This is a genomic window from Rhizobium sp. WW22, assembly GCF_047041135.1.
Lineage (GTDB): Bacteria > Pseudomonadota > Alphaproteobacteria > Rhizobiales > Rhizobiaceae > Rhizobium.
In genome coordinates, this window is record NZ_CP178198.1 from 711,906 (window position 1) to 732,349 (window position 20,444).

12 protein-coding genes and 1 pseudogene are annotated in these 20,444 nt (G+C 60.0%); 4 read left to right on the forward strand and 9 right to left on the reverse strand.

The annotated features are described in order from the left end of the window. Nucleotides 1–13: 13 nt before the first annotated feature. Genes ACK83U_RS03640 through ACK83U_RS03650 form a run of 3 tightly spaced genes read left to right on the forward strand, consistent with a single transcriptional unit; the run spans nt 14 to nt 5,186 of the window. Nucleotides 14–772: a response regulator transcription factor gene (locus tag ACK83U_RS03640; RefSeq protein ID WP_041677311.1), complete on the forward strand. Its 759-nt coding sequence runs from the start codon at nt 14–16 to the stop codon at nt 770–772. Beyond that, nucleotides 769–2,184, forward strand: a complete 1,416-nt coding sequence (locus ACK83U_RS03645; RefSeq protein ID WP_112607496.1) for an ATP-binding protein — start codon at nt 769–771, stop codon at nt 2,182–2,184. Before ACK83U_RS03640 ends, ACK83U_RS03645 begins: the two co-directional genes overlap by 4 nt. Nucleotides 2,185–2,225: 41 nt before the next feature. Next, nucleotides 2,226–5,186: a bifunctional [glutamine synthetase] adenylyltransferase/[glutamine synthetase]-adenylyl-L-tyrosine phosphorylase gene (locus tag ACK83U_RS03650; RefSeq protein ID WP_112607494.1), complete on the forward strand. Its 2,961-nt coding sequence runs from the start codon at nt 2,226–2,228 to the stop codon at nt 5,184–5,186. Here ACK83U_RS03650 and ACK83U_RS03655 read toward each other — a convergent pair whose 3' ends face one another. After that, on the reverse strand, nt 5,187–7,502 hold the full coding sequence (locus ACK83U_RS03655; protein WP_112607492.1) for a PAS domain-containing sensor histidine kinase: 2,316 nt from the start codon (nt 7,500–7,502) through the stop codon (nt 5,187–5,189). A 228-nt stretch (nt 7,503–7,730) separates the two neighbouring features. Then, nucleotides 7,731–10,378: pseudogene (gene pepN / locus ACK83U_RS03660) on the reverse strand (aminopeptidase N). Nucleotides 10,379–10,848: 470 nt separating this feature from the next. Between pepN and ACK83U_RS03665 the strand changes: the two are divergent. Then, nucleotides 10,849–11,706, forward strand: coding sequence for a hypothetical protein (locus ACK83U_RS03665; RefSeq protein ID WP_112607488.1), 858 nt, complete (start codon nt 10,849–10,851; stop codon nt 11,704–11,706). A 9-nt stretch (nt 11,707–11,715) separates the two neighbouring features. On the opposite strand, the gene ACK83U_RS03670 is transcribed toward ACK83U_RS03665, so the two are convergent. From ACK83U_RS03670 to ACK83U_RS03700, 7 genes are all read right to left on the reverse strand, one after another. Beyond that, nucleotides 11,716–11,871, reverse strand: coding sequence for a hypothetical protein (locus ACK83U_RS03670; protein WP_183710616.1), 156 nt, complete (start codon nt 11,869–11,871; stop codon nt 11,716–11,718). A gap of 60 nt (nt 11,872–11,931) precedes the next feature. Continuing rightward, on the reverse strand, nt 11,932–12,123 hold the full coding sequence (locus ACK83U_RS03675; RefSeq protein ID WP_041677312.1) for a hypothetical protein: 192 nt from the start codon (nt 12,121–12,123) through the stop codon (nt 11,932–11,934). A 140-nt stretch (nt 12,124–12,263) separates the two neighbouring features. Then, on the reverse strand, nt 12,264–13,139 hold the full coding sequence (locus ACK83U_RS03680) for a uracil-DNA glycosylase (RefSeq protein WP_112607486.1): 876 nt from the start codon (nt 13,137–13,139) through the stop codon (nt 12,264–12,266). 54 nt (nt 13,140–13,193) lie between these two features. Next, complete coding sequence (locus tag ACK83U_RS03685) at nt 13,194–14,483, reverse strand: Hsp70 family protein (RefSeq protein WP_112607484.1); 1,290 nt, start codon at nt 14,481–14,483, stop codon at nt 13,194–13,196. Nucleotides 14,484–14,700: 217 nt separating this feature from the next. Beyond that, nucleotides 14,701–17,820 (reverse strand): efflux RND transporter permease subunit, encoded by a 3,120-nt coding sequence (locus ACK83U_RS03690; RefSeq protein WP_112607482.1) that lies wholly within the window; start codon nt 17,818–17,820, stop codon nt 14,701–14,703. Beyond that, a complete protein-coding gene (locus ACK83U_RS03695) occupies nt 17,817–19,052 on the reverse strand; it encodes an efflux RND transporter periplasmic adaptor subunit (protein ID WP_112607479.1) in 1,236 nt (411 codons plus the stop codon). Before ACK83U_RS03695 ends, ACK83U_RS03690 begins: the two co-directional genes overlap by 4 nt. Nucleotides 19,053–19,476: 424 nt before the next feature. Continuing rightward, complete coding sequence (locus tag ACK83U_RS03700; protein WP_112335652.1) at nt 19,477–20,265, reverse strand: SDR family oxidoreductase; 789 nt, start codon at nt 20,263–20,265, stop codon at nt 19,477–19,479. Between the last annotated feature and the right edge of the window lie 179 nt (nt 20,266–20,444).

Consider the following 20,444-nt stretch of genomic DNA (forward strand, 5'->3'; position numbering starts at 1 on the left):
AGGCAGGTGAAAGATGACAACCGCTAGCCAACATGCCGTGAGTTCTCCCGATTCTGGTTGTGCCGAGGCAGCGTCGGCAGGTAATGTCGCTCACATGAAGATTCTGATCATCGAAGACGATCTTGAAGCGGCGGCTTACCTTACCAAGGCGTTTCGCGAGGCCGGCATTGTCGCCGATCACGCGAGCGACGGCGAGAGCGGTCTCTTCATGGCCACCGAGAACACCTACGATGTCGCCATCATCGATCGCATGCTTCCGCGTCGGGACGGGCTGTCTGTTATCAGCGAATTACGCCGCAAGGGCGTGCATACGCCGGTTCTGATCCTTTCTGCGCTCGGCCAGGTTGACGATCGTGTCACCGGCCTGCGTGCTGGAGGTGACGACTACCTGCCGAAACCCTATGCCTTCAGCGAGCTTCTTGCCCGTGTCGAAGTACTCGGCCGCCGCAAGGGAACGCCGGAGCAGGACGTCCTCTATCGTGTTGGCGATCTGGAACTGGACCGCCTCTCGCACGAGGTGCGCCGTGGCGGCAAGGAAATCCTGCTGCAGCCGCGCGAGTTCCGTCTCCTGGAGTATCTGATGAAGAATGCCGGCCAGGTCGTCACCCGCACCATGCTGCTCGAGAATGTCTGGGATTATCATTTCGACCCCCAGACGAACGTCATCGACGTCCACGTTTCGCGCCTGCGCTCCAAGATCGAGAAGGATTTCAGCCAGCCGCTGCTGAAGACCATTCGTGGCGCCGGATACATGATCAAGGACGAGGGATGAGTCGCTTCCGCGTCCTCTTCAAGTCCACCGCAGTCCGCCTTTCCGCCCTCTACATCCTTCTTTTCTCGCTTTGCGCCGCGACGCTGGTCTTCTATGTCACGGCCATGTCCGAACGGCTGCTGACGGGGCAGATACGCGATGCCGTCCAGCAGGAGGTCAGTCAGGTCAAGCGTGCCTATGACATCGGCGGCCTGAACCTGCTTCTGCGCACCATGGAGCGTCGCGCCCGCCAGCCGGGTGCCAATCTCTATGTCATTGCGGGTCCTTCCGGTGACATCCTGGCCGGCAACGTCGCTTCCGTACAGCCAGGCGTGCTCGGGCAGGCCGGCTGGACGGAGCTTCCCTTCTCCTACGAGCGCTACACCGACGCCTCCAACGATCCGGAGCGCCGTCATCTGGCAATTGCCAATATCTTCATTCTCGACAATGGCTTGCGCATCCTCATCGGCCGCGACCTCGGCGAGCCGGAGCGTTTCCGCGTGCTGGTGCGTCAGGCGCTGATGCTGGCACTGGCGATCATGGGTCTCGGCGCATTGGTCATCTGGTTCGGTATCGGCCGAAACGCGCTGAAGCGTATCGACCGGATGACGGATGCGGGCCGCAAGATCATGGCGGGCGATCTCTCGCAGCGCCTGCCAGTCGGCGGTTCCGGCGACGAATTCGACCGGATGTCGGCGTCGCTGAATGCCATGCTCGAGCGTATCGAGAAGCTGAACGAAGGGCTGCGGCAGGTCTCCGACAATATCGCCCACGACCTCAAGACCCCGTTGACGCGCCTGCGCAACAAGGCGGCCGATGCGCTCGACAATGCCGACGGCGAAGGCCGCCGCACAGCGCTTGAGGGCATCATCGGCGAATCCGATCAGCTGATCCGCACCTTCAATGCGCTCCTGATGATTTCCCGCGTCGAGGCGGGTTCCGTGGCCGCAGAAATGACCGCGGTCGATCTTTCCTCCATCGTCGCCGATACGGCCGAACTTTACGAGCCGGTGGCGGAAGAGGCGGGTCTGGCGCTCACCGCCGAGATAGAGCCGGAAGTCGAAGTGCAAGGAAACCGCGAGCTGATCGGCCAGGCGCTGTTCAATCTCATCGACAATGCCCTTAAATATGCGTCGGGCTGCAACGGAAAACCGGCGATCACGTTCAAGCTGGCGCGCACGAGTGACGCGGTGACGCTCGCCGTTGCCGATCATGGGCCGGGCATTCCTGCCCATCAGCGTGCCGATGTGGTCAAGCGTTTCTTTCGGCTGGACGAAAGCCGCTCCAAGCCGGGAACCGGGCTTGGCCTTGCGCTGGTGGAAGCCGTGATGGAGTTGCATGGCGGCCGGCTGGAGCTTTCCGATACCGATTCCGAAAATCCAGCCGCCAAGGGATTAACGGTCACCATGATCTTCCCCATGCAGAAACAATAGGTTAATCCTGCAGTATCCGCTTGCTGTTTGGGGAGAACTGCATGACGACGACGCAAAGCGATTTGCTGCGGGAGGTTTCTGCCGGGCGGCTGCGGGCGTTGAACCAGACGGAAACGAAGTCTGTACTGGCGGATCTCAAGCAGATCGCGGGAGGCGAGCCCGTCATTGCCGATCTGCTTGCGAGCGAAAGTGCGTTGCGGGATTTTGTCGTCGCTGCCCTCACTCTCTCTCCTCATCTGCGGGAAACCGCCAATCTCGAACCGTCTCTTCTGGTCGCCGCCATCGAGAAGCCGCTGTCGCCGCAGATCGAAGCATTGGTCCAAGAAGCTCGGCAAGCCTGGCTGCCGGGGGAGGACGGGGGAGTTTCGCCTTCCGAATCCGAGGTGATGAGCCGCTTGCGCATCGCCAAGCGCCGCGCTGCCTTCCTTGTCGCACTCGCCGATCTCGCTCGCATTTATGATGGCAAGCAGACCACCCGTTGGCTGAGCCGGCTCGCCGAGGCCTCTATTTCAGCGGCCATCGACCATCTCCTGCTGTCGTCGCATGAGGCCGGCAAGATCACGGTTCCCGATCCCGCCACTCCGAGCGAAAATTCCGGCCTAATCGTGCTCGGCATGGGTAAGCTCGGAGCGGAAGAACTGAACTATTCCTCCGATATCGATCTGGTCGTCTTCTTCGATGAGGCCGCGGGCATCGTTCCCGATCCCGACGACGCCATTGACATCTTCCCGCGGCTGATGCGGCGGCTGGTGCGGATCCTGCAGGAGCGTACGGCAGATGGCTATGTCTTCCGCACCGATCTTCGTCTGCGCCCCGATCCCGGCTCGACGCCGCTCGCGATCCCTGTGGACGCGGCGATGATCTATTACGAGGGTAGGGGGCAGAACTGGGAACGCGCCGCCTTCATCAAGGCGCGGCCCGTCGGTGGCGATATCGCCGCCGGTCAGGCCTTCATCCGCGATCTCGTGCCCTTCGTCTTCCGTAAATATCTGGATTATGCCGCGATATCGGACATCCACTCCATCAAGCGGCAGATTCACGCGCATAAGGGACATGGCGCGATCGCGGTCAAAGGTCACAACGTCAAGCTCGGCCGCGGCGGCATTCGCGAGATCGAGTTCTTCGTGCAGACGCAGCAGCTAATCGCCGGCGGTCGCATGCCGGCCTTGCGCAGCCGATCGACGGAGCAGACGCTTGCCGAATTGACCGAGGCAAAGTGGATCGATGCGGAAACCCGCGACGAGCTGACATCGGCCTACTGGTTCCTGCGCGATGTCGAGCATCGTATCCAGATGGTGCGGGACGAGCAGACGCATCTGCTGCCGGAAACCGATGCCGAACTCCGGCGCATCGCCTACATGATGGGCTTTGCCGATGTGTCGGCTTTCTCCGAAGCGCTGGTGACGACATTGAAGACGGTTGAGCGCCGCTATGCGCGCCTCTTCGAACAGGAAACGAAGCTGTCGAGCGAAACCGGCAACCTCGTTTTCACCGGCCAGGGCGACGATCCGGATACGTTGGAGACGCTGCGGCGCCTCGGCTTCGAGCGACCGTCCGACATCGCCAATGTCATTCGAACCTGGCACTACGGCCGATATCGCGCCACGCAATCCGTCGAAGCGCGTGAGCGGCTGACGGAACTGACGCCGGAGCTGTTGCGCGTCTTCGGCGAAAGCAAGCGGGCCGACAAGGCTTTGTTGCGCTTCGACAGCTTCATCTCCGGCCTGCCGGCCGGTATCCAGCTCTTCTCGTTGCTCGGAACCAATCCGGCGCTTCTCTCGCTCATCGTCAACATCATGTCGTCGGCACCTAGGCTTGCCGAAATCATCGCGGCTAAGCCGCATGTCTTCGACGGCATGCTTGACCCAAGGCTCATGGCCGAGCTGCCGACGCGCGATTATCTCGCCGAACGCCTGAAAAGCTTCCTGGCCCCGGCGAGGCATTATGAAGAGACGCTCGATTTGCTGCGCATCTTCGCCTCCGAACAGCGCTTCCTGATCGGCATTCGCCTGTTGACGGGCGCAATTGGCGGAACGATGGCGGCCCGCGCCTTCACCTACCTTGCCGATCTGATCGTCGAGGCGGCTCTGGATGCTGTCATGACGGAAATCCGAGCGACGCATGGCGAATATCCCGGAGGCCGCGTCGCTGTCGTCGGAATGGGCAAGCTCGGCAGTTTCGAGCTCTCGGCCGGGTCAGATATCGATATCATCCTGCTTTACGATTACGACGACACGGTCGGCGAATCCGATGGTCCGAAGCCGCTCGATGCCACGCGCTATTTCACCCGCATCACGCAGCGCCTGATCGCAGCCCTTTCGGCGCCGACGGCCGAGGGCGTGCTCTATGAGGTGGACATGCGTTTGCGGCCCTCCGGCAACAAGGGGCCGGTCGCTACGCGCATCAATTCCTTCGAGAAGTACCAGCGCGAGGAAGCCTGGACCTGGGAGCATATGGCGCTTTCGCGGGCACGGCTGATCTGCGGCGACGAGGAGCTGGTGAACGATGCGGAGCGCGTCATCGGCGAGGTTCTTTCGACAAAGAGAGATGTCGCCAGGATCGCTAGGGATGTTCGCGAGATGCGCGGCATGATCGAACAGGAAAAGCCGCCGGAGAGCATTTGGGATCTGAAGCTTATCCCTGGCGGGCTGATCGATATCGAATTCATCGCGCAATATCTGCGGCTGATCGCGTCGGTCCGCGGCGTTGGCATCGATGCAAACGGTCTCAGCACGGCCGAAGCGCTGAAACTGCTCGGCGGCAGCCTGATGGATCGCAATGATCTAGACGTCTGTCTGCAGGCTCTGCAGCTCTATACGGAAGTGTCGCAGCTTATCCGACTTTGCATCGACGGTACGTTCGATCCGAAAAACACGCCTTCCGGCCTGATCGAACTGGTCTGCCGCGCCGGAGATTGCCCGGATCTCCGCACGCTGGAGGCCGAGCTGAAGCGCCTGTCGAAAGCGGTACGGAAAGTATTCCAGGCGACGGTGGGAAGCTGATCATCTCTGATCCGGAATGCGGATCGCGATCACGGTGCCGATGCCCTCGCGGGAGCGGATGCGCATACGGCCGTGATGCAAAGCGGTCAGTGAGCGCGAAATGGCGAGTCCCAGGCCGGAGCCTCCCTTGCTCTTCGCATATTGGCTCTGCACCTGCTCGAAGGGCTGGCCGATCTTGCTCATTGCCGATTTCGGGATGCCGATGCCTGTATCGGCGATGACGAGCATGACGGCATCGCCGATCCTGCGCGTGCGAACCGAGATACGGCCGCCGTCGTTGGTGAATTTCACCGCGTTGGATAGCAGGTTGAGCACAATTTGCTTCATCGCCCGACGATCGGCGCTCAGCTTGATATCGGAAGAAATGCGCTGTTCGACGAGAATGTTCTTCTGCGCGGCCGGAATGCGGGTGAAGCGCAGGCACTCCTCTATCAGTGGCGCGAGATTGATCCGCTCGCAGCTGAGCTTCATATGCCCCGCTTCGATCTTCGACATATCGAGGATGTCGTTGATGACGTTAAGCAGATGCTTGCCGCTGTCGTGAATGTCCTTGGCATATTCATTGTAGCGGGCCGAGCCGAGCGGACCAAACATCTGATCCTGCAGGATTTCCGAGAAGCCGAGAATGGCGTTGAGCGGCGTGCGCAGCTCATGCGACATGTTGGCCAGGAATTCCGATTTCGCCTTGTTAGCCGCTTCGGCGCGTTCCTTCTCCGCAAGATAATTGGTGTTGGCAGTCGAAAGCTCCGCCTTCTGCTTTTCCAGAATCCGCCGCGATGCCGAGAGGTCGTTGATGGTCGCCATAAGCCGGCGTTCCGATTCGCGAAGCCGCTCCTGATTACGCTTGAGTTGGGTAATATCGGTGCCGACCGAGACGAGGCCGCCGTCGCGGGTGCGGCGCTCGTTGATCTGCAGCCAGCGCTCGTCGGCAAGCTGCACTTCCGTCGTCTGCGAGTGATTGGAGCGGCCGGGATCGACGATACGGCGCTCGATGACCGGTCGCGCGGCAGCGGCATTGACGACGGCGCGCTCGGTGCCCGGCACGAGCACATTGTCCGGCAGGCCGTATGCCTGCTGGAAATGGGCGTTGCACATGACCAGGCGATCGTTTTTATCCCACAGCACGAAGGCTTCGGAAGTGCATTCGATGGCGTCGGCCAGGCGCTGATCGGCCTCTGCATAGCGCTGCGCCAGCCGATGCTGCTCAGTCACGTCCATGGCGATGCCGATCATGTGGACGCGGCCGGAATTGGTCCGGATCACCTGGGCGCGGGCGCGCATCCAGACATAATGTCCCTTGGCATGGCGGATGCGCAGGATTTGATCCACCTGGCCGGCATTGCCGCGGGTGACGGTGCGGGCGAGCATATGCAGGCTGTTATCATCCGGGTGCATCAACCGCGCCGCGTCCGTGAAGGCGAGCGGCCTGTCGGCGACCGGCAACCCGAGCATGTCGTACATCGACCGCGACCAGAAGAACTGGCGGCTGGTGAAATCGAAATCCCAGAGGCCGCAGCGGCCGCGCGACAGTGCCGTTTCGACTCGCAGGTTGGATTCGAGAAAGATTTCGTCCGCATCCCGGGCGCGCTTCACCTGGGTGTAGTAGGCATAGAGAATGACGAGCAGGATGGAGGATATGCCGGCAAAGAGCGTGACGTTCAGGGTCAGCTCGTCGCGCCAGAGCTTTTCGATCTCATCCATCGATGCGGCCGACAGAATGAAATCGCCTTTGTCGCCGATCAGGGAAATCGCGGCATAATAGGGCTCGCCGCCGATCATGGTTTCGATCACGCCGGCATGATCGCCGAAACTGCGGATGGCCGTCACTTCGGGAAAGAAGTCGGAGACCAGCATGCCGATATAGCCGGAGCCAGCGGCCGACGAGCCGAATACACGGCCGCTCGACTGCACCAGCAGGACGAAGGCGCCGCTGTCCAGCCGATCCTGCGGCAGGTAGGAGGCGAGCTTCCGCTCCGCGCCGTTGCGGTCGCCGGCCTGGAACAGGCTGGCATCGTTCGAAAAGGCGGCGGCTGCCGCGGCGATGGAAAGCGAGGTCGTTCGGCGGGCGGAAGCCGCCATGCGGCTATGTTCCGTGACCATGCCGAAGAAATGCGAGGCGGCAACGACCATCAGGAAGGAAACGATGAGGACGGGGATGATGCGCTTGAGAATATGTTCCGTCTGCGGAAAACGACGCGAAATCGTCTCCACCCGCACTCCGGTTCGATCGGTAACGCCGCTATGCCAGGATTTCAGACCGTCGAAATTAACACGCAGCCGTCCATCGGCCGCGGTTGCCCGCCGCACGTCCACCATCGCTTTAGCCTTGTCCCTCGTGTGATTCGCTGCGCCGCTCGCCCGAATCTGCCTTAATGAATCATTCGTGATTCGGCTTGTCCAGAGGGTGCGGTAAAACTTTCTTAACCATCTGCGATTTCAGCATATTTTACACACGCAGCGGTAAGTTGCACGCGTTTGGGACTCGTTGAAGCTGAAAAGGACGACGCAAATCAGCCTTTGAAATCAGTGCGCCGGTGATCGAAATCACTCCTTAAGGATACGCTCGACGATGTCACGCACGTCGGTCGAAAGGCCGGCCGCACGCTCGATCCGCATCAGCGCCGAGCGGGCATGATCGGCGCGCACGGGTTCGAGCAACCGCCACGAGCGCATCGAGGTCAGGATGCGGGCCGCAAGCTGCGGATTGCGCTGATCGATCTCGAGGATTTCGTCGGCGAGGAAATGGTATCCGGCGCCGTCCGCCCGGCCGAAACCCGTGGGATTCGTAAAGACAAAAGTGCCAATAAGCGAGCGGACGCGATTGGGGTTGGTCCGTTTGAAGAGTGGGGTTTCCATGAGCAGTCGGATGCGCTCCAGCGCCCCAGCGCCCGGGATTGCCGCCTGAATCGCGAACCATTTGTCGATGACGAGCGCATTGTCCGCGAAGCGGTCACGGAAATGCGCAAGCGCTGCCGCCGTCTCCACTGTGTCGGGGAACCGCTGAGCGAGAATGGTCAGCGCGGCGCTAAGATCGGTCATGTTGTTTGCCGCATCATAGGCGGCCTTAGTCCTTGCCGGCGTTTCATCCAGTTGCGACAGATAGCCCAGTGCCGCATTGCGCAGGGCGCGGCGGCCGGCGCTTGCCGCGTCGGGGGTGAACGGTCCCGGCGTCTGCATGCCATCATAAAGCACGGTGAAGATGTCCTCTCCGGCTTCGGCGATGCGCTTAATGATTGTCTGGCGCGCTGCATGGATGGCATCAGGATCATTGTTGCCGCCAAGCTCGCGGGCAATGTCGGATTCACTCGGCAAGGCGAGCGCCTGAGCGCGGAAGGCCGGTTCCAGACTTTCATCGGCTGCGGCGGCCAGCAAGGCGTCGGTGAAGGCCGAGCCGCATGTTATGTCGGCACCCTGGCGGGCATCTCGCGCCGCCTGCAAGAGGTTGGGCAGGCCGAGATCGATCAGCGCCTGCCAGCGGGCGAAATGATCGGTCTCATAGCGGGCGATCAATGCGAGATCCTCAGTGCTCTGGCTGAATTGCAGATTGATCGGCGTCGAGAAGCTGCGATTGAGCGAGAGGACCGGCCGGGAGGGAACGCCGTGGAACTCACCGTTTGCGCCTTCTTTGTCAGGTGCAGCACGTCGTCGGTCAGCTCTGCTCCGGTCACGGATGCCGGCGTGATGAGACCGCCGTCTTCGGCGAGCAAGCCCAGGCGGAGCGGAATGTGCATCGGCTTTTTGACCGTCTGGCCCGGCGTTGCCGGTACCATCTGTTCGAGCGACAGGGTGAATGTCTTGGCATTGACATCATAAGCGCCCGATGCGGTGACGAGCGTCGTACCGGCCTGATGGTACCAGAGCGAAAACTGCGTGAGATCGCGGCCGCTGACATCCTCGAAACACCTGACGAAATCTTCGATCGTCACCGCCTGTCCGTCGTGCCGATCGAAATAGAGATCCATGCCCTTCTTGAACAGATCGCGGCCAAGCAGCGTCGCGATCATGCGGGTGACCTCGCTGCCCTTCTCGTAGACGGTCGTCGTATAGAAGTTATTGATTTCACGGTATGTCGTCGGCCGCACCGGGTGGGCAAGCGGGCCGCTGTCCTCCGGAAACTGTTCCGATTTCAGATGGCGGACTTCGGCAATCCGCTTGACGGGACGCGAGCGCTGGTCGGCGGAAAACTCGTGATCGCGATAGACGGTCAGGCCTTCCTTGAGGCAGAGCTGGAACCAGTCGCGGCAGGTGATGCGGTTGCCCGTCCAGTTATGGAAGTATTCATGCGCGATGATGGCTTCGATATTGGCGTAGTCGGCGTCAGTTGCCGTCTCGGGATCGGCCAGGACGTACTTGTCGTTGAAGACGTTGAGGCCTTTGTTTTCCATCGCTCCCATGTTGAAGTCCGACACGGCGACGATCATGAAGATGTCGAGATCGTATTCGCGGCCGAACCGCTCTTCGTCCCACTTCATCGAACGCTTCAGCGCGTCCATGGCGTAAGTCGCGCGCGGTTCCTTGCCGTGCTCGACATAGATTTTCAGTGCGACCTCACGGCCGGACATTGTGGTGAACGTGTCCTCCACAACGCCGAGGTCGCCGGCGACGAGTGCGAAAAGATAGCTCGGCTTTGGATGCGGATCGAACCAGGCGGCAAAATGCTTGCCTTCGCCATAGCCGGCGCCACCGAGGAAATTGCCGTTCGACAGCAGCAGCGGGTTTGCTTCCTTGTCGGCGATGATATTGACCGTATAAGGGGCGAGCACATCCGGCCTGTCGGGGAAATAGGTGATGCGGCGAAAGCCCTCGGCTTCGCACTGCGTGCAATAGATGCCGCCGGTGCGGTAGAGGCCCATCAACTGGGTGTTGGCTTCCGGATTGATGACGGTCGTGATCGTCAGTTCGAAAGGGGCGCTTTCCGGCAGGTTGCGAACGGTCAGGCTTTCTGGCGTTGCATCATATTGCGTGGCCGGAAGTTCGCTCTGATCGAGCAGCAGGCCGGAGAGCACCAGCTCGTCGCCATCAAGCACGAGCGGCGCATTCGCATCGACACCCTCGCGCCGATGGAATATCAGCCGCGTCTCTACCTTAGTTTCTGTCGGATGGAGATCGAAGGTGAGATCCACGCGCTCCAGAACGAAGTCGGTGGGGCGATAGTCTGCCAGATTGATGATCTGGCCGGTGTCTGTGCGCATGGTCTATCCTGATCAGGCTATGCTTTGGCGGGCACGGTCCGAAGCTTTCCTTCGAACCGAAAGTGGCCGCATCATTACATCGAAATCTGAACCAAAGTTAAAGTCATATCGCAACATCAATTTGTTTTGTTATGGCACGGTAAGTATTTGCTCGATGTGCCGCTCCCGTTTCAGCTATTCGAATGAAAAACAGAAAATCTGAAGCTGCATTTGCAGGTCAACAGTAGAATTGCTAACATAATGTTTAGGTTAAACATCATGGTTGCATTACCGTCAAATGTTGACCGTTACGGTAAGGAAACGATAATTTAAAGTAAATTATCGTTTAACCTCTTGCGATATCGGCAAGCTTGCATAACTATAGCATGCTATTAGATATCGGAATTATGATCGATTCCGGCAATTTTGTTCATAAAAATGAAACATCAACTTTCTGCTGCTTTTTAAGAAGGGCGCCCAGGGAGGCCCGATTGAGTTTTCCCATCGAGCAACTTGCTCGCCATCCCAAGTTCGTAGCGTCCTTGCGCTTTCTCTCCGAGACATTGCGTAACCGTTACGACAACGGTCCGAGGATTGCGCGTATGCTCGCCTCACATCAGCGCTGGCTGCTAAGCCAATCCGCCTATGCGCTCCATCTTGAACATGATCCGGAGCATCCCCGCTCCGGGCTGACTGTCGTCGCGCTGCGTGACCTCATCACCCATTATCGCATTGCCAGCCGCAATACGGTCTTGAGTTTTATCGAGGAGTTGTTGACCTATCGCTTTCTGGAGTTGGCACCTGGGCCGGCTCGCCGCCCGCGGCGTTACGTGCCGACTGAAACCGCCTATTCGGGAATGTTCGGTTGGTATCTCGCCAATTTGGCGGCGCTCGATCTGATTGACGACGGCAGCCGCGCAGCCGCGCTCGTTGCCTCACCCATGCTCCTGGACCTAGCGCAGCCGCGTATGGCGCGCACCTGCCTGGCAGCCGATCTTTGGCGCGAACCGCCGGAGAGTGTCGGTCTGTTTCTTTGGACGGAATCCGGAGGTCTGGTCGTCGATTACATCATGTCGAGGCTCGAACTCGACGGGAAGGCGGGCGATCGGATCGATATCGGTCACGTCGATGCGCGCGCTTTGGCGACCCATTTCATGATATCGCGAACGCATCTGCAACGTATCTTGCGCAAGTCGGCTGATCGCGGCGATGTCGGCTGGTACGAATCCAAGAAGACCCAGATGTGGATCTCGCGCAATTTTCTCGATCAATATTGCGGCTGGCAGGCCATAAAATTGGCGGCGGTCGATGAGGCCTTTGCCTGGGCGCAATCAGCCTCCCGAAGCTGATCCCGATCCTTAAAGTGGGATGCTGGCTGCCGCACTTCGTGCGTGGAAGGTGCCGTCTTTGCTGACGTTGCGCGCACGCTCGAATTCTTCGGCGGCGCGAACCGCCGCGCCGATATGGCCGACGGAATCGAACAGGGCGATGAATGGACGCAAACCCGAAGACATGGTGTCGTTCCTGATACTCAAACTTTTTAGCTGGATTGCTGGCCTAGTCGCGCCTGTCGGTTAGCAGGCGCGGAAATCGGCGAAGATCGTCGTCGGGCGGCTCACACGAGCCGACAGCCCGGTGCCTCGCGCGGTCATCTGCTCATTGGCAGCGATGCCGAGGTTGCGATGTCCATTTGACGCGCGCACAGGCTCCAGCGCGCGGCGCAGGGTATCAAACCCGCAGTGGATAGGACGAAAACGTGCAGTCATGGCCTTGGTTCCTTTCGAGATTCCTCCCAAGACACCAGCATATATTGCAATGCAACATTGATTCCGCAATGCACAACAGAGGAGAACTGCCATGCGAAAAATGCATGACCATGATCATATTTCGTTAGTAATTGGGAGAATCAGCCTAATATTTCAGCGGCGATATAATTCTTGAAGGTAAGAAGATCGCTCCAGGCCAGCCGCTTGTTGACCGGCGCGGTCAGTAATTCCTGGGGATGAAGGCTGGCGATGGCCGGTATTGTTCGACCGGAAACGCTTATTTCCCGCCACTCTCCACGCAATCCATGGATGGTTTCAGTACTTCCGAAAAAATGCCGGGCGGTGAAATTGCCAAGCAGAAGCACTGCCTTGGGCTCGGCCAGAGCAATCTGCCTTTCTATGAACGGACGGCATATCTCGATTTCGGGTGGGGAAGGGGCTCGGTTGCCCGGCGGCCGCCATGGAATGACGTTGGTCAGCAGGATCTCATCGCGCTTCAGGCCGATGGCGGCAAGCATTCTGTCGAGTAACTGTCCCGCGCGGCCGGCAAAGGGCGCCCCCTCACGATCGTCGTCGGCGCTCGGCATCGGCCCGATTACCATGATGCGGCCCTCCGGTGTGCCACTGGCAAAGATCGTCGAGCGTGCGCTGTTCTTGAGATTGCAGCCGTTGAAGGCTTCGAGTGCAGTTTTCAACTCGCTGAGTGACCGCGCGCTTTCGGCGGCGAATCGGGCCTGCTCTACAGCTTGCTCGTCAGGAATGGCGGGCGTCGCACGCGGCGGCGCTGCCGCTGGCTTAGTTGCCGGGCGGCGCTCGGTTCGGGGCCGCGCCGCAGGTGCTGTAGCTTCAGGCCGAGGCTGCGCTGCCCGCGCGCCCTGCCTAGCTGCGCGCATGGCCTCGAATTCGGCAAACCGATCCACCGGCTGATCTTCCAGCAGCCAGTCGACTCCGGCATCCGCATGGAAATGCAGAAGGGCGGCAAGCTCGGCCGGTGTGAGGTCGCTGGCGGAAATCATGTGCGAACTCTATCCAAAGCGGCGCACGAACGAAAGGGCAGGGTGGGCGCTATGTCAGGCCGTCCACTGGGCGATATCGTCGCGCTCGCCGATCAAGGCCAGGCCATGGGCGATGGACAGCAGTTCGCCGCCCGTCTCGATCCGCTCCTGGCCGAAGCGTTCCGTGAAGATGCGCCGAACGGCCGGCACGAAGGAGGTGCCTCCCGTCAGAAACACTTTGTCGATCGCATCGGGTGATGTGTTCGTCGTTGTCAGCACGTCGTCCAGCGCCCCTTCGATGCGGGCGAGATCGTCGGCGATCCAGCTTTCGAAGTCGGCGCGGCGAACGTGCTTGCGGCCGGCCTTACCGAGCGGCGGGAAGTTGAATTCGGCCTCTTCCTCGCTCGAAAGCGCCATTTTCGTCGCCGATACGGCCTGATAGAGCGGATAGCCTTCGTCATGCTCGACGAGCTCGATGAAGGTCTCCAGCTTCTCCGGCTCCAGGCTGCTGCGCACCAGCGTCTTCAGGTCGGCATATTCGCGCGAGGTCTTGAAGATCGAGAGCTGATTCCAGCGGCCGAAATTGGCGTAATATGAGGTCGGTACTTCCAAAAGCTTGTCGAAGCTCTTGAAGAAGCTGCCCTTGCCGATGACTGGCGAGACGACGTTGTCGATCATCCGGAAATCGAAATGATCGCCGGCGATGCCGACGCCTGAATGGCCGATCGGCGTCGCCGTCAGCTTTCCGGCGTGGGTCTCGAAGCGGATAAGCGAATAGTCGGTCGTGCCGCCGCCGAAGTCGGCCACCAGCACGGTCGCATCCTTCTTCAGGTGTTGGGCGAAATAGAAGGCTGCCGCTACTGGTTCGTAGACGTAGTGGATTTCCGGAAAGCCGAAACGCGCAAGAGCGGCGTTGTAGCGCTCCGTCGCAAGGGCAGGGTTCGGATTGGCACCGGCAAAATGCACCGGCCGGCCGGTAACGATGCGCGAAACATTCTCCGGCCATCCCTCTCCGGCATAGGCGCGCAGACGGCGCACGAAGATCTCCATCAGGTCTTCGAAGCTGTGGCGTTTGGCGAAGATCAGCGTGCCCTGGAAGAGAGCGCTCGCCGCAAAGGTCTTAATCGACTGCAGGAAGCGACAGTCACCGGGATTGTCGATGAACTGTTGGATGGCCGCGTGCCCGGCTTCGACCTTGAGTGCGGCCGCGCCCAATCCCGGATCCTTCATGAAAGAGAGCGCGGTGCGCATGCTGTCCGCCGTGCCGGCAGCGCTGTTGAAGGCGACCGATTGTGTCGCGGGTCCATCGGCCATCGCCAGAACCGTATTCGTCGTGCCGAAGTCGAAACCAAGCGCCCGAGCCATGCCCGCACTCCCTTCCGTCCAAATTGTCTGGATTGGGGCCAAGCCCCTATGAGACGCTGACGCGCCCTGTCGCAAAGAGGGCGCGTCATGACATGGCTAAGCTTCAACTTCAAGCCGGGGTGATGCTTTTATTTTTGCCCGCAGCGACGTCAGCCGGCAGCCCTTCCGCACCCGGTTAACTGGCAAAAGAACGGGCGCCTTTTGGCGCCCGCTGACCTTATTCGGCGGCGATGGCCGCTGGCGGATCCTTGTGATGCGGGTCCGCCTCCTTGCGCTTGGTGAGACGGGCAAGGAAGTCGTTGAGGCGATTCATCTCCAGGAAGATGACGGGTGTGATGAACAGCGTGAGAAGCTGGGAGACCACCAGGCCGCCGACAACGGCGATACCAAGCGGCTGCCGGAGTTCGGAGCTCGCACCGCCGCCGACCGCGATCGGCAGGGCGCCGAGCAGCGCGCAGAAGGTCGTCATCATGATCGGGCGGAAGCGGCGCACGCAGGCCTCATGGATGGCCTCTGCGGGCGATATGTCTGTTGTCGAGCGCAGCGTTTCCAGCGCGACGTCGATCATCATGATCGCATTCTTCTTCACGATGCCGATCAGCATCAGCAAGCCGATGAGCGCGATGATCGAGAGATCGAAGCCGAACACCTTCAAGGCGAGAAGGGCGCCGAGAGCAGCAGCCGGCAGGCCGGAAAGAATGGTCAGCGGATGGATGAAGCTTTCATAGAGAACGCCAAGGACCACGTAGATCGTCAGCACGGCAGCCAGGATCAGGTAAGGCGTGCTGCCCTGCGACTGCTGGAAGATCTGTGCTGTACCGCCGTAGGACGTGAAGATGTCCGCCGGCATGTTGATGTCCTTCTTGATCTGATCGATCTTCGCCGTGGCATCGCCAAGCGCTTCGCCGGCCGGCAGGTTGAAGGAAACCGTCGTCGACACGAGCTGGCCCGTCTGGTTGATGGTGACCGGACCGGTGGTGCGCTGGACATGAGCGAAAGCGGACAGGGGAACCAGCGCGCCTTTTGATGAAGCAACGTGGATATCCTGGAGCCTTTGGTCGTCCCAGGGCTTGCTGGTGTCGAATTCGACCATAACGTCATAGCTGTCGCCGGTCGTCTGGATCTGTGCGGCGTCATAGCCGCCGAACGCTTCTTCCAGCGTGGTGCGCAGCTGATTGTTGTTGATCCCGTATTGTGCCGCCTTTTCGGTATCGATGACGATGTTGGCCTGCAAAGCGTTGTTCTGCTCGTCCGAGGCGACGTCGGTAAAGCTCGGATCGCGGCGCATCGCATCCAGCATCTTGTTGGCCCAGAGGTTGGTCTGGTCGGCACTCAGCGCCTGGATAATGAGCTGATATTGGCTGGCGGTCTGCCGGCCTCCGAAGCGCAGGCTTTGCTGGGGCGTAAGATAGGCCTTCAGGCCGGCGATGGTGCCGATGCTGGACCGCAATTCACGCAGCGTCTGATCGAGCGGTGCCCGCTGCTCCTTCGGCTTCAGCTGGACAAACATGGTGCCGTTGTTCAGCGGCTGGCGCACACTGCCGCCGACGATGGACATGACGTGGTCGACGGCTGGGTTCTGCCTGACGAGTGCGGCGGCCTGGTTCTGTAGGTCGCGCATCGCCGGATAGGAGATGTCCTGACGCGCCTGGGTGGAAATCTGCAGGCGGCCGATATCCTCGGTCGGAAAGAAGCTGGCCGGCAGCACCATGAAGAGATAGACGGAAAGCGCGACCGAACCGAGGAAACTCAGGAGAACGAAACCGCGATTGCGCAGGCACCAGGCGACGCCCTTGTCATAGCCGCGCTGCGTCCAGTCGAAGCCGCGGTTGAACAGGCGTACCGGATAGGGGGGCTGGCTATGGCCCGCCGAAAGACGCGAGCTGAGCATCGGCGTGACCGTGAGCGACACGACCGCTGAAGACACGATAGCGATGGCGACCACCATGCCGAACTCGTTGAAAATACGGCCGACTACGCCGCCCATCAGCAGGATCGGGATGAACACCGCGATCAGCGAGATGGACATGGAAATGATGGTGTAGCTGACTTCGGCCGATCCCTTGATCGCCGCCTGCAGCACCGGCATCCCGTCTTCGACATGCCGCAATATGTTTTCCAGCATGACGATCGCGTCGTCCACCACAAGGCCGACGGCGAGCGTCAATCCCAGCAGTGATATGTTGTCGATGCTATAGCCGAGCACATACATCATGCCGAAGGTCGAAATCAGCGACAACGGCACGGCAAGGCCGGGGATGATCGTGGCCGTGACGTGACCGGTGAACAGATAGATTACCAGCACGACGAGGCCGATGGTCAGCATCAAGGTAAACTTGACGTCCTTGATCGCGTCGCGGATCGGCTGAGCCGAGTCATTCATGATATGCGTCTGCACCGAAGCCGGAATTTCCGCATGGAGCTGCGGCAGCTTGGCGTTGATCGCATCGACCACATCGACCGTATTGGCGTCCGGCTGGCGCTGGATGGCGAGAATGATCGCCTGCTTGCCGTCATACCAGGAGCCGGCATTGGTGTTCTGCACGCTGTCCTGAACGTTGGCGACATCGCTCAGATGGATCGGCGCGCCATTGGGATTGGCAATGACCAGCGACTTGAATTGCGCGGCATTGGTATTCTGCGTGTTGGCATTGAGCGTCATGCTCTGCTTGTTGTTCTGCAGAGTGCCGACCGGAACCTGGCTGTTGGCATTGACGATGGCGGTGTTGACGGTATCGATCCCGATACCGCGCGCCAAGAGCTTGTCCGGATCGACTTCGACACGCACGGCATAGGTCTGGGCACCATAGACGGTCACTTCGGCAACGCCCGGAAGCGTCGACAGCGACGGTGAAATGATATCTTCGGCAATTTCGTCCAGCTTGCTGCGCGGCATCGTATCGCTCTGCACAGCAAGCAGCATGATCGGCGCGTCGGCCGGATTCGTCTTCCTGTAGCCCGGTGGCGTCGTTAGATTGTTGGGCAATTGACGCGTCGCATTCGAGATCGCCGCCTGAACGTCGGCCGCGGCGGCGTCGATGCTGCGGTTGAGATCGAACTGCAGCACGATGCTCGTATTGCCGAGCGAGTTCGTGGCTGAGATTTCACTGATGCCGGGGATGGTCTCGAACTGCTTGATCAGCGGCGTGGAGACTGAAGTCGCCATTGTCTGCGGCGAAGCGCCGGTCAGCTGTGCCGAAACGTTGATGGTGGGAAAATCCACCTGCGGCAGGGCTGCGACGGGCAGGAGCTGATAGCCGGCGAGGCCGGCCATGACTACACCCAACGCCAGAAGTGTGGTCGCGACCGGTCGCTGGATACAGAATTGTGGGATCATTGCTGTGCTCCAACGGAAATCGTTTCGCTCTTCTGGCTCGACTGATCGTTGGCGGCGGCCACCTTCTCAGGTTTTTCGTCATTGAACTGCTCGACGACCGTCTGTCCGTCGATCAGCTGCACCTGTCCTTCAGTGACGACATGATCGCCTTGCGAAAGTCCCTTGGCGACTGCGGTGAAGCTGCCGTTCTGCCGTTCCACGGTGACGGGCGTCAAATGAACCTTGTTGTCCTTGACGACATAGGCATAGAAGCCATCCGGGCCGGGGCTGATCGCAACCGTCGGAGCGACGATCACGGGCTCGTTGTCGGTCAGATGAACGACGACGTTGACCGATCTGCCAGGCCAGATCGCGCCATTGGCATTGTCGAACTTTGCCTTGACGAGGATGGTGCCGGAGGCGGTATCCACGGAATTGTCGAAGAAGCTGACTGCGCCCTGGCGGGATTTGCCCTTGCTCGAATTCGGAACGGTGCTGACCGGCACGGTGCCGGCCTTCATCGCTTCCTCCAATTCCCGCAGCTGATTCTCCTGCATGTGGAATTGCACGTAGATCGGATTGTATTGCGTAATGGTCACGATGGCAGTACCCGGCGTCACATAGGCACCGGGGCTCGGAACGACATTGCCGAGACGTCCGTCATAAGGGGCGCGGATCTCAGTGTTTTCCAGGAGAACCTGATCGGACGCGAGCTGGGCCTTGTCGGCATTGACGTCGGCCGCCGCGGTATCGCGGGCCGCCACGGCCTGATCGACGGTCTGTTGCGTTCCGGCATTGTTGAGCAGGCTCTTGGCTCGGGTGAGCGCGGCTTCCGCCGCCACGAGCGTCGCCTGATCCTTGACTATGGTCGCCTGGTCCTTGTCGACGGCGGCCTGCGCGGTTCGCGCATCGAGCTTGGCGATCAGGTCGCCGGCCTTCACCATCACGCCGTCCTGCGCTTCGATCGAGGTAATGATCCCGGATTCCTGCGCGGCGATGGTCGTCGTATTCTGCGCAACAGCCGAGCCTGTTGCTGTAATATCGTTGGGCAGAGTTCTCTTCTCAACCGCGGCCGTCTTGACGACGGAAGACAGCGCCTTGTGCTTTTGATTGCCTGCCGCTTTTCCAGCATCTTTGGTTTCTGCGGAGGCTTGATCGACAAAGGCGGAAAGGAAAGGAATACGGTCGCGATAGCTCCATGCTGCAAGGGCTGCGACGACAAGAAGGCCGAGGGGAAGCCAAAGTTTTTTCATATTTAAAGAACCGGTCGGGGCTTGTTGCAGGAAGCGCGGTGACGGTGAAGTGTATCTGCTGCGCCGCACAACAAAGACGCGCCTCGCTGCAGTTCATCACATAGCCGTCGCCGCTAACGTTCGGTAATTCTGTCCCTTTTTACGCGAATTCATGAACGCTGATGCCGTGCAATTTATCACAGTTCCGGAGGGCGAAAAATTAAAGCTTGGAAAGCTTTGGAATAGGTTCTGTTTGTGCAGTGCAGCAAACAGTCAAATGACTATTTTTTGATTGCCATTGCGTAATATTCGGCAGGAAAAACAGCCTGAGGCAGCATTTATACTCCGCAGACGTGCTGCAGCGTGTAAAGAAGCGTCGCGCCGCTCACGGAATTGTGTTGTCAGGCCCTATGGCAAGGGCCCGCACTGTTCGCCGGTGGCGACCTTATAGTGAGCGAGCAGCTCCCCCATCGCAGCGAACCATGGTGCCCGTGACGTAGCTTGCCGGTTGGCTGCAGAGGAATGCTGCTGTAGCGGCGAACTCCTCGACGCGTCCGTAGCGGCCGGCCGGGATGCGCTGCTGGCGTTCGGCGCTTACATCTTCTAGGCTCCTGCCTCCGCGCTTGGCCGTCGCGGTATCGAGCTCCGCCAGCCGGTCGGTCGCAATGCTGCCCGGCAGCAGCATGTTGACCGTGACGCCATGCGCGGCCACTTCGCTGGCCAGCGTCTTGCTCCAGCCGGCAAGCGCCGGGCGAAGCGTGTTGGAAAGCGCGAGATTGGGAATGGGCTCGATGACACCGGAGGAGGCGACGGTGAGAATACGTCCCCAGCCTTGTGTTTTCATGCCTGGTAAGAGCGCATTGGTCAGGGTGATGATCCGTGACACCATCGAGATGAAATAAGTCTCCAGCCGTTCGGCGGTCATATCTTCCGTCATCCCCGGAGTGGGGCCGCCGCTATTGTTGACGAGGATATCGATGCCGGCCAGCTTCTCTATGGCTGCCTTGGTGACGACATCCACGAAGTTCTCGTCATTGAGGTCGGCCCAGATCCAGTCTGCCCGACCCTTGCCTTCAGCATTGATGGCCTTGCAATTGTTCTCGAGCCTGTCGCCGCTTCGGCCACAGAGCAAGACATTCGCGCCCTCGCGGGCGAGCGCCACTGCAATGCCATGGCCCAGCCCCTTCGACGACGCGAGCACCAGTGCGCGCTTTCCGCCAATACCAAGATCCATCCTGATCACCCTTCATGCTATTCGGATTGTCTGATCGGCATTTATAGAGCCATCGGAGGACTATGGAAGGCGCACTTCGCAGGCGGTCGCAAATACCAGCGGAATATTGACGTTAACGTAAGAGTAATTTAACTTGTTTTACGTGTTGGGCGAATTGGAGGATTGCCTGTCGCTTCCCG

Excerpts from the sequence above, each read along its gene's own strand:
- ACK83U_RS03640 (WP_041677311.1), top strand. The coding sequence starts at position 14 with ATGACAACCGCTAGCCAACATGCCGTGAGTTCTCCCGATTCTGGTTGT.
- ACK83U_RS03645 (WP_112607496.1), top strand. The coding sequence starts at position 769 with ATGAGTCGCTTCCGCGTCCTCTTCAAGTCCACCGCAGTCCGCCTTTCC.
- ACK83U_RS03650 (WP_112607494.1), top strand. The coding sequence starts at position 2,226 with ATGACGACGACGCAAAGCGATTTGCTGCGGGAGGTTTCTGCCGGGCGG.
- ACK83U_RS03655 (WP_112607492.1), bottom strand. The coding sequence starts at position 7,502 with ATGGTGGACGTGCGGCGGGCAACCGCGGCCGATGGACGGCTGCGTGTT.
- ACK83U_RS03670 (WP_183710616.1), bottom strand. The coding sequence starts at position 11,871 with ATGTCTTCGGGTTTGCGTCCATTCATCGCCCTGTTCGATTCCGTCGGC.
- ACK83U_RS03675 (WP_041677312.1), bottom strand. The coding sequence starts at position 12,123 with ATGACTGCACGTTTTCGTCCTATCCACTGCGGGTTTGATACCCTGCGC.
- ACK83U_RS03680 (WP_112607486.1), bottom strand. The coding sequence starts at position 13,139 with ATGATTTCCGCCAGCGACCTCACACCGGCCGAGCTTGCCGCCCTTCTG.
- ACK83U_RS03685 (WP_112607484.1), bottom strand. The coding sequence starts at position 14,483 with ATGGCTCGGGCGCTTGGTTTCGACTTCGGCACGACGAATACGGTTCTG.
- ACK83U_RS03690 (WP_112607482.1), bottom strand. The coding sequence starts at position 17,820 with ATGATCCCACAATTCTGTATCCAGCGACCGGTCGCGACCACACTTCTG.
- ACK83U_RS03695 (WP_112607479.1), bottom strand. The coding sequence starts at position 19,052 with ATGAAAAAACTTTGGCTTCCCCTCGGCCTTCTTGTCGTCGCAGCCCTT.
- ACK83U_RS03700 (WP_112335652.1), bottom strand. The coding sequence starts at position 20,265 with ATGGATCTTGGTATTGGCGGAAAGCGCGCACTGGTGCTCGCGTCGTCG.